The 9,026-nt window shown below is 61.4% G+C and carries 9 protein-coding genes and 1 pseudogene; 5 read left to right on the top strand and 5 right to left on the bottom strand.

What is annotated here, in order from left to right; genetic code table 11:
• Window positions 1-41 precede the first annotated feature (41 nt).
• From AC3G88_RS29160 to AC3G88_RS29175, 4 genes are all read right to left on the bottom strand, one after another.
• Window positions 42-1,169, bottom strand: coding sequence for an alginate export family protein (locus AC3G88_RS29160; RefSeq protein ID WP_033939102.1), 1,128 nt, complete (start codon window positions 1,167-1,169; stop codon window positions 42-44).
• Window positions 1,170-1,290: 121 nt separating this feature from the next.
• Window positions 1,291-2,103, bottom strand: coding sequence for an alpha/beta fold hydrolase (locus tag AC3G88_RS29165; RefSeq protein WP_023082276.1), 813 nt, complete (start codon window positions 2,101-2,103; stop codon window positions 1,291-1,293).
• Between the two features lie 29 nt (window positions 2,104-2,132).
• Window positions 2,133-3,140: an MBL fold metallo-hydrolase gene (locus tag AC3G88_RS29170; protein ID WP_031668809.1), complete on the bottom strand. Its 1,008-nt coding sequence runs from the start codon at window positions 3,138-3,140 to the stop codon at window positions 2,133-2,135.
• A gap of 61 nt (window positions 3,141-3,201) precedes the next feature.
• Window positions 3,202-4,599 carry an MFS transporter gene (locus tag AC3G88_RS29175; protein ID WP_023082275.1) on the bottom strand — a complete coding sequence of 466 codons (1,398 nt, stop codon included), beginning with the start codon at window positions 4,597-4,599 and terminating at the stop codon, window positions 3,202-3,204.
• Window positions 4,600-4,823: 224 nt separating this feature from the next.
• On the opposite strand from AC3G88_RS29175, the gene AC3G88_RS29180 reads away from it, so the two are divergent.
• The 5 genes from AC3G88_RS29180 to AC3G88_RS29200 all read left to right on the top strand — a co-directional run bounded on the left by AC3G88_RS29180 (window position 4,824) and on the right by AC3G88_RS29200 (window position 8,272).
• Window positions 4,824-5,549 carry an alpha/beta fold hydrolase gene (locus AC3G88_RS29180; protein ID WP_049881452.1) on the top strand — a complete coding sequence of 242 codons (726 nt, stop codon included), beginning with the start codon at window positions 4,824-4,826 and terminating at the stop codon, window positions 5,547-5,549.
• Complete coding sequence (locus AC3G88_RS29185) at window positions 5,542-5,943, top strand: nuclear transport factor 2 family protein (RefSeq protein ID WP_015063459.1); 402 nt, start codon at window positions 5,542-5,544, stop codon at window positions 5,941-5,943. Before AC3G88_RS29180 ends, AC3G88_RS29185 begins: the two co-directional genes overlap by 8 nt.
• Before the next feature lie 66 nt (window positions 5,944-6,009).
• Window positions 6,010-6,891 (top strand): gallate dioxygenase, encoded by an 882-nt coding sequence (locus tag AC3G88_RS29190; RefSeq protein WP_015063458.1) that lies wholly within the window; start codon window positions 6,010-6,012, stop codon window positions 6,889-6,891.
• Between the two features lie 3 nt (window positions 6,892-6,894).
• Window positions 6,895-7,263 carry a protocatechuate 4,5-dioxygenase alpha chain gene (locus AC3G88_RS29195; protein WP_015063457.1) on the top strand — a complete coding sequence of 123 codons (369 nt, stop codon included), beginning with the start codon at window positions 6,895-6,897 and terminating at the stop codon, window positions 7,261-7,263.
• A 58-nt stretch (window positions 7,264-7,321) separates the two neighbouring features.
• Window positions 7,322-8,272, top strand: a complete 951-nt coding sequence (locus tag AC3G88_RS29200) for a LysR family transcriptional regulator (RefSeq protein WP_015063456.1) — start codon at window positions 7,322-7,324, stop codon at window positions 8,270-8,272.
• A gap of 52 nt (window positions 8,273-8,324) precedes the next feature.
• Here the strand turns inward: AC3G88_RS29200 and AC3G88_RS29205 are convergent.
• Window positions 8,325-8,474 (bottom strand): annotated as a pseudogene (locus AC3G88_RS29205) (IS5/IS1182 family transposase); the annotation flags it as partial.
• Window positions 8,475-9,026: the final 552 nt, after the last annotated feature.

A 9,026-nucleotide genomic window follows, 5' to 3' on the forward strand; every position in this document is an offset into this window, starting at 1 on the left:
ATCGTTCCGTCCGTCCAATCTCCGCCAAGCATGCTCAAGCTTCACGATTTTTGCAACAGAGCCAATACATTGGCTCTGAGCCCCAGGCGCGGCTGAAGGGCAACCTTGGGGAAGGTATAACCACCATCCATCATCATCGCCCATGCGCTGATGTCCTTGGTTCCAAAGCGACCGGACTGGTAGGTACCTTCCACGTCGAGATCCCAGGTCGCAGTGCGCTGCCACAGCCTCGCACCCCAGCTGCTACGGTTCTCGGAGGCCCTGCCCTGAGCGTTCAATGCAGTGTCACGCTTCACCTGGAACCAGTACCCGTCGACGCCAAAGCCAGCCACCACGTGCGGAGCGCTGACGTAAACGCCGTGGAATGACTGTGTGTGGTTAGGGGCATTGTTGAATTCGCCGTCCTTAATGTTTACGGGGCGAACGGCGAACGTGTCGACAGAGATCTTGCCGGGAAGGGCATAGGTCGCGCGCAGGCCCTGATAGAGCACACGCTGATTGACACCGTCCCGCAGCGTGACAAGCTTGCCGTTGCCAAGCGGCATTTCGAACCGACCAGGACGCAACGTCAACTTTCCAGCTTTGCCGAGCGGCACCGTCACATCGAGGAACGCCTGCTCGACGTCGAAGGGCCCCCGGTTCGGCGGAGTGACCAGGCTGGAACCGTACTCACGATTGTCGCCCAGTTCCACAAAGGCCCGGACGTGCGGCCCCATGTGCAGATCGGCCAGCAGTCGCAAGCGACGCTGCACCGGGTCATTGGCGTCATTCGCAGTGCGCCCGGCATTCTGATGATCCCAGGCGGTGTAGTATGCGCGCGCCTCACCGCCGAGGGAGAGGTATATGTCATCCGAGCCGATCGGGATGTGCTTGATCCTGTCGATCAATGGCGCATCCTTGCTGACGGGCTGCGACCAGTCCTCCGTCCAGCGGATCGCCTGGGGAAGGTTCGGCGTTCCCGTCTGCCCGCCGGGGACCGCCACGGCAGCGCGGGGCTGCGATCGTGGGGGGCGAACACCGGGTTGCGCCTGGCTGCCCATCGGGCCACCTGCGGACTCGTCCTCGGTGCTGGCCGGAGGCACCGATTGCGCCAGGGCGACAGTCGACCCGGTCATGATCGCTGCTCCCAGCAGACAGCCGCACACGATCGTCTTGGAACCTTTCAACACAGCCTTCTCCCAGACGACGCCCCTGTCTGCCGCAGTCCAGCAGCCCCACAAGCGAGGTCGTTCACATCATTTTGAAGTTCTCTTGCGTAGTCTCGCGCGGGCTAATCCGCAATCGCGGAGATCAAGCTGCGGACAGCAGGATTTCCGATAGCTGCTGCGGTATGTCGATCATCACGTCGTGCCCGCACTCTTCGGCTGCAAGTCCTATCGCGGTCCACGAGGGATCCTTCTGCGCCTTGGCAAAATAGCTGTCGAACGTCGGCATCGCAAAGCCGGTAGCGCGAACGTACGTTTTGCGTGCTACGCGATCGCGCGCGCCTGACAGGACGATAGGCTGGATTGCGACCCCTGATGGTTGCGGGGTCATCTTCGCCTGCACCCAAACTGCTCTGGCAGTATCCTTGATGCCGAAGACCTCGGCTTTTGGCGCGGGTCGTCCCGCCTCGCCTTTGGCGATCGCGTCCTTGAGCGCCTGTTGAAACTGCGGCGAGTTGAGATCTATTACGCGTTGTCCATTTTCAGGCACGAAGGCATCCACGAAGACGACAGAGGCCACCTTGTTCCCGATCTTCGCGAGCGCCGCGGAAACGGGCCAACCGCCATACGAATGTGCGACCAGCACCGCGTCCTCGATGTCTTCCCATGCAAACAGGTTCACGATGTCGTCGATGTGTGTCTGGAGAGTAATCGAATTGGACAAAAGGTGCGAACGGTCCGCCAACCCGGTGAGCGATGGTGTGTAGACGGTGTGTCCCTGAGCTCGCAGCAAAGCCGCTACATCGCGCCAGCACCATCCGCCATGCCATGCGCCGTGTATCAGAACGAAACTGCGCTTCCTGGCTGGCGTCACCGCCATCGCGGGCACGCCCGAGGCGGCGGTGGCTGATGCAAGAGCCGTATAAAGCGCAGATTTGATGAGGGATCGCCGGTGCATACGGTATTATCCTTTGAAGGCAGGCGAGATCACTGAGCCGGAGAAGGAATGACCGACACTGCGGAGCCAATGGCGATGCGCATCAGATCGGTGCCGACGACGACGTTTCCGTTCGGCCAGTGCGAGAGCGCGCGACGCTTGAGCGCCGCATCGGTGTTGGTCTCGTCCTGCGGGCCCGGCCGCGAGATGTGCGAGAATACGGCAAGCTTCGGGTGCGCCTGGCGGAACACGTCGCCTGCCTCTTCGGCGCTGGTGTGATGCGCGATCGAAGGCTTTGCCCATGCATCGTTGACATGGCTTGCCGCAACGATGCTGGCTTCGTGCACCAGCAGATCAGCGCCGGTTGCCTGTCGGACGACCTCCAGATCGTATTTGGTGTCTCCGGACAGGACCACGGTGCGCCCCTTGTACTGGACCTTGTAGCCGACGGCAGGCTTGATCGCCGCGCCGTGATCCACCGTGAAGGCCGTAACGCGCACCCCATTCTTCTCGAACACGACGCCGTCTCGCGTGAACTCATGGACGTTGAGCTTCTCCGCCGCGGCGGTCACTTCGTTGTCGTGACGACGGATCACCAGATCAGGCTCGAACATCGCCTGCATGCCGGCAGCCACCTGCTTGATGCCAACCGGGCCATAAAGCTCGAAAGGGGCTGTCCGACCATTTTGCGGCGAAGGCAGCAGGCTAGTCGACCACAAGTCACCCAAGCCGTTGACATGGTCGGAGTGATAATGGGTGATGAACGTGGCATCGATGCTGCCCAGCTTCACGCCCAGTTGTGCAAGGCGGATGGAACTTCCACGCCCTGCATCGAACACCAGATTGAGGCCCCCGACTTGCACCAGCGTCGAATACCCGAAGCGTGCCGGGCTCAACGTGGGCGTTCCCGTGCCCAGCAGCGTCACGACCATGTCAGCTGAGGCAAGCTGGGTATTCGCTGCCGGAGCGGGCGCAGGCGCGCTCGCTTGGGCAAAAGCCGGCGCACCGGTTTCGGCACTGCCGAGGAGCAGGAGAAGAGAAGCAACAGTTTCACGCATTTTCGACATCCATCTTGTTGGGTTTTCGGTGAGACCCGGATTTTCACGCCGACAGAGCTGGTCAGGCGACCTCGCTCTCCCGGTAGCGCACAAACGAAAGGGCAATTCCGCCTATCAGTGTCCCGCCCGCCATAAGGACGGCGACAAGCGACAGGGAGGCGCCGCTGGCAAACAACAGACCGGCAACGATCGGGCCCATCGCAGCCCCCGCCCGGCCTATGCCGATGACGAGGCCCGTGCCACCCGCCCGAAGCGCGGCGGGAAACGACTGCGCGATCACTGCATAGAGGCCCGCAGTCGCCCCATTGGTGAAGAAACCGCCGATCGCCGCGAGCAAAGAGAGCGAAGCGAGCGTGGTGAAGCCCTGGCCGAATGCAGCGATGGCCACCGCGCCCAGGAACATCGAGCCTATGACCAGCAGGCGCACCCCGACTTTCTGCGTCAACAGGCTGAGCACGAGCGAACCGCTAGCGCCGCCCACGTTGGCCCATACCAGCACCCCGCCAGCCGATGCCGCCGGGAAACCCAGGTCCGCCACGATTTTGGGGATCCACTTCATGAGAAAGTAGAAGGTCATCATGTGCATAGCGTAAGCGACGACCAGCAGCACTGTTACGGCTGCAATGCCGGGGCTGAAGAAGGCTGCGACGCCAACGCGCTCAGGCGCTTCATCTTGCGGGGGCAGTTCAAGAAGCGGGGCACGCCCTTGGCGGGTCATCGTACGATTGATCTTCTCCAGAGCGCCCTTCGGACGCTTGTGGAGCAGAAACGCGATGGTTTCTGGCACCAGCCATAGCACCAGCGGAATAAAGCAGGCGGTCGCAACCGCACCGAATTCGAAAACCGACTCCCAGCGTTCGGTGAGTTCGAGCAGTTCGCTGGCAATCAGCCCGCCTACGATAGCCCCGACGGGATAGCCGCCCGCCATAACCGCGACCGAAAGATTGCGTCGCCGGGCGTTGGAGCATTCGGCCACGATGGCATTCGTGGCCGCAAGCATCCCGCCGATGCCAAGCCCCGTGAAAAGCCGGAAGATCGACAGGGTCGTCACATTCGGCGCCATCGAGGCAGCGAACATGCCGAAAGCCATAATCACGAGGCAGTTAAGGATAGTGGGACGTCGCCCGATGCGATCGGCCATCGCACCCAGCACGAAAGCCCCGACGCCCATGCCGATGAGCTCCATCGATAGCACCGCGCCCAAGGCGGCGCGATCTATACCCCACTCTCTCGCGATTCCGGGTGCCGCGAAGCTGATCGACAGCACATCGAACCCGTCAAGCGCATTGAGCGCCGCGGCAAGCGCCACAGCGAGGATCTGACGGGAGTGCATAGGCTCACGCGCGATCAACGCGCGAGGATCGGGAGAAGAGGTCGACAAGAAGCCATCCCGAGCGCGCGCGCGGATTTCGATGTCGCTTTTCCGCACGTCGGGGCCGGGGGATTGTGCCTTGTTCATTTCACCTCTCATGCCAGCGCTGAGACTGTTCTTCGCAGTCTGCATCGTCATGGATCTATCAGGGAGAGAGATGCGGGGCGTATGCTTTTGCGCGCGTTCGATATAACCCAGCCAAATATCTCGGATTGCATTTTTGGCATATCAAACGAGCAGAGAGGTATAAGACATTCCATCCGCAGCGAGTTAGGCGTGGCGAAACAAACTCACCGCGAGAGGATGCTGCTTTGGCCGAGACGCTCGTTCTAATACCCGGACTGCTTTGTGATGCCATTATCTGGAAGCATCAGGTGGCAGCTCTGGGCGAACGATACGATATCCTCATACCTGACCTCACCCGTTTCGCATCGATTGAGGCCATGGCTGCCTCGGTGCTAAACAAAACATCGGCGCAGCTTTCCGTCGCCGGTCACTCGATGGGCGCGCGTGTCGCCATGGAGATGGCGCGGATGGCTCCCGAACGCGTAGAGCGTCTGGCCTTATTGGACACCGGCATCCATCCGATGCGCGCGGGCGAACCGGAGAAGCGAGCGCACTTGGTTGAGCTTGGGCAGCGTGAAGGAATGAGAGCAGCGGCGGACGCCTGGCTGCCTCCGATGGTCGCGCCCGGAGCTCTTGACGCCGACCCTTCGCTGCGCTCGGATCTCTATGCTATGGTCGAGCGAATGAACCCCGCGATTCATCAGGCTCAGATTACGGCCCTGCTCACGCGCCCGGACGCGCGGCAGGTCTTGCCGCTGCTGCGCTGTCCGGTACTCGTCGGCGTGGGGGAACTGGACGCATGGAGCCCGCCGGCCCAGCACCTCGACATCGTTGATGTCGTGCCGCAGGCGACTTATGTCGTCTTCGCTGGCAGCGGCCACATGGCCCCGCTCGAAGCGCCTGAAGCAGTTTCGCAAGCGCTCTCGGAGTGGATGCTGACCCCCCTATCGAAGGAGCACGCGCATGAATGATGCCGCCCGTTTCGGCATCGAACATGCCTGCGAGCGCCTGATCAAGCGCTTTGCGCAGCTTAACGACGCCCACGACCACGATGCCCTCGCCGAAATGTTCGTGAGCGAGGGCAGCTTTGCCCGGCCGACAGACCCGACCAATCCCGTCACGGGCCGGGAGGATATCCGCGCGTTCTTTCGCGACCGTCCCAAACGGATCACGCGCCACGTCATGACGAACATAGTGGTCGAGGTCTTGGACGAAAACGCTGCGTGCGCCAGAAGCTACGTCGTCCTCTATTCCGGCGAAAAAGGCGCGCAAGTGCTCCTCGGTGACTTCGATGACACCTTCCGCCGCGACGATGACGGCGCATGGAAGTTTCAGAGCCGCGCCGGCTCCCTCGCATTCGGCTGAGTAAAGCGGCCGGACAGCATGACATGGCCGCTGCCAAGCGCAGCCGCCCCAACAGGATTGAACGAAATGGCACGGATAATCGGTGGCATCGGAACCTCTCACGTCCCGACGATCGGCGTCGCCTACGACAAGGGACGCCAGGCGGATCCCGTCTGGGCACCTTTGTTCGACGGCTACAAACCGGTCGCCGAATGGCTTGCAGAGAAGAAGCCGGACGTGTTGCTATTCTTCTACAATGATCATGCCAGCACGATGTTCTTCGACCTTTACCCCACCTTCGCGTTGGGCATCGGGGACCGCTTCCCCATAGCCGATGAGGGCGCGGGTCTGCGCGATCTGCCGCAAATTCGCGGGAACGTAGACTTCCAGGCGCATATCGGAGAATCGCTGGTCAACGACGAATTCGACCTTGCGTTCTTCCAGAACAAGCCCATCGATCATGGAATTGCATCACCGCTTCCGCTCATGTGGCCCCACGAGCCGGACTGGCCGGGGGTCGTCGTCCCCATCGCGGTCAATGTCCTGCAGTACCCGCTGCCCACCGGCCGGCGCTGCTATCGCCTGGGCCAGGCAGTGCGCCGCGCCATTGAAAGCTATCCAGAGGACCTTTCGGTCGTGGTGGTCGGCACCGGCGGGCTTTCGCACCAGATTCATGGGGAGCGAGCCGGCTACAACGACACTGATTGGGATATGGAATTTCTCGAGCAGCTTTGCGACACGCCGGAAAAGCTGCTCCACTTGCGCCACGCGGATTACGTGCGCCTCGGCGGCGCCGAAAGCGTTGAGCAGATCATGTGGCTGGCAATGCGCGGCGCCCTGCCCGATCGTCTGACCGAAATCCACCGTAACTACTATCTGATGACCACCACGGCGATGACCGTCGTGGTCTATGAGGAGGCAGGTGAGCGCGCGCAGCCTTCCGCAGCAAGCACCAGCGTGGAGGCCTGACCGATGTTCACCCAGAACCCGCAGACCGTCGGTATCGAAGAACTCACCGGCACGTACGTCTTCGATCTGCGTACCTGCAACCGTACACTGGCGTTTAACCGTTTCTTCTGGAACATGATCCGTCCGAAGTATCGCCAAGCCTTCCTCGACGACGAGGAGGCTGCGATGACGGTAGCCTCCCTTTCGGACGAGGAGAAGGCACTCGTGCGCGCGCGTGACTGGCTGGGCATCGTCCAGTATGGCGTCAACTTCTTCGTTCTCGAGAAATGGGCACGCGTAGTGCGGCGGACGAACCTCGAAGTCTATGCCATCATGCGCGGCGAGACGCTCGAAGAGTTCATGCAGACCCGAGCAGTGCCGCACGCCACCTGAACTGACGCGGCCCGCGATGCCCTTTTCAAGGTAGGGCAGCGCACGCTAGGATGGCGGCATGGCGCGCTACCTCGAACAACGATTGAAGATCCGGCATTTGCGCGTGATTGAGGCTCTTGACCAGCACAAGAGCCTTCTGCGGGCCTCAAAGGCGCTCGGCGTCAGTCAGCCCGGTCTCAGCCGAACCTTGCAGGAAGTCGAAGATATCGTCGGCTGCGAACTGTTTGAGCGGCATCCCCGGGGCGTGCAACCGAACGCTGTCGGACGCCTGCTGGCAAGAGGCGCCCAGCGTCTCCTGGGCGGCATGCGCCAGATCGAGGCCGACCTCGGAGAGCTGTTCGAGGAACACAAGCGAACGATCCGCGTCGGCGCGCTGCCTGTCGCGGCGCACGGACTTTTGCCGACGGTGATTTCAGACGCGACCGACCGAGGCTCCCACCTCGGGGTCGAGGTCATCGAAGGTCTGACGACGCAATTGCTGCCCGCCCTGCATTCGGGCGAGATCGACGTCGTGGTGGGCCGCCTCTACGAGCCGGATGCACCCGATGGCCTGATCCGGCGCGCACTCTATAGCGAGCCCGTCGGTCTCATAGCCCGCAGCGACCATCCCCTGTTCGAACTCGATGGCGTGACTGCAGAGGACGTGCGGCGCTTTCACGTCGTCTCTCCGGCCGTGAGTACTCGCGTCGAACACGACGTGCGTACCGCGCTCTCCGCCATGCAGGTAGACCTAGATGTGTCCATTCGGTCGACATCGGTCGGGTTCATGCGCGAGTTGTTGCTAACGGGAAATTTCATCTCGGCGATGCCGAAGGTCCTTGTTGCGGGCGACCTGGAAAGAGGGCTGCTTCGCCTCATCCCGATACCGCTTCCGGCCCCGCCGCGCCGCGCGGGCATCATTTACCGCGAAGGTTTGAGCGACGCAGGCAAATTACTTGTAGCGGCCATCGGTCGCGAGGTTGAGCGACTGGCGGCTAGTGGGATCATTGATGCGTTTAACGAGGATTGAGCCGGTCGGCCGGCTGCACAACATAAATGCCTGATTCGGAAGGTCCTAAGGTGTAGCAATACCTCGCAGCTCTGCGGGTGAGCATGCGGATGGATGCGATGGTCGCCGATGCGTTTGATGGTGCAATAGTGGTTTCCCGGTCCTTCGCGATGCGGCGGCATAGGCCAAGCCATGCGAAGATACGTTCGACAGCCCATCGTCGAGAGTACCGAGCCTTTTGATACGTTCAGCATCCAGTTCTAGATCCCCACGTGCTGACGGTTCGCTTCGCTCAATGGCCAGATCGTCAAACTCTGGCGGGATTTTTGCTATTTGCCATGCGGCTCAGCATCACCATCACCCGGCCACCTTCCGCCTCCTCTTGGCTTACCTGACGGCGCTTGTGGTAGAACTTCGCGCATCAGGGGCAAACTTGTTCGTCGTCTTGCTCATCGTAGACCCTCACTCTCAGGAGTTGCGGCCTCGGGCAATCCCGGGGCGGTCCATACCGGTGTTCAGCGTGTTGTAGAACGACCGCAAAATCGTAGGCCACGCATTGGCCGTAGTGTACGAAAAACAGGTGTTTTTCGACACCTGACACCCTTACCGTATATCTGTGCCCGTTTAATGTGACGCCCCCATCTAGGGCATACCTTGCTTCGAATCGCTCGATATCAATCTGCAGCGCATGCGATGCCCCGGTGGCGTTTCTGGCTCTGTTGCAAAAATCGTGAAGCTTGAGCATGCTTGGCGGAGATTGGACGGACGGAACGAT

Source organism: Cupriavidus sp. 86D6 (assembly GCF_057815095.1).

What these genes read in the sequence shown, in the direction of transcription:
- AC3G88_RS29170 (WP_031668809.1), bottom strand. Translation starts at nt 3,140, where the DNA reads ATGCGTGAAACTGTTGCTTCTCTTCTCCTGCTCCTCGGCAGTGCCGAA.
- AC3G88_RS29190 (WP_015063458.1), top strand. Translation starts at nt 6,010, where the DNA reads ATGGCACGGATAATCGGTGGCATCGGAACCTCTCACGTCCCGACGATC.
- AC3G88_RS29200 (WP_015063456.1), top strand. Translation starts at nt 7,322, where the DNA reads ATGGCGCGCTACCTCGAACAACGATTGAAGATCCGGCATTTGCGCGTG.
- AC3G88_RS29195 (WP_015063457.1), top strand. Translation starts at nt 6,895, where the DNA reads ATGTTCACCCAGAACCCGCAGACCGTCGGTATCGAAGAACTCACCGGC.
- AC3G88_RS29175 (WP_023082275.1), bottom strand. Translation starts at nt 4,599, where the DNA reads ATGAACAAGGCACAATCCCCCGGCCCCGACGTGCGGAAAAGCGACATC.
- AC3G88_RS29185 (WP_015063459.1), top strand. Translation starts at nt 5,542, where the DNA reads ATGAATGATGCCGCCCGTTTCGGCATCGAACATGCCTGCGAGCGCCTG.
- AC3G88_RS29165 (WP_023082276.1), bottom strand. Translation starts at nt 2,103, where the DNA reads ATGCACCGGCGATCCCTCATCAAATCTGCGCTTTATACGGCTCTTGCA.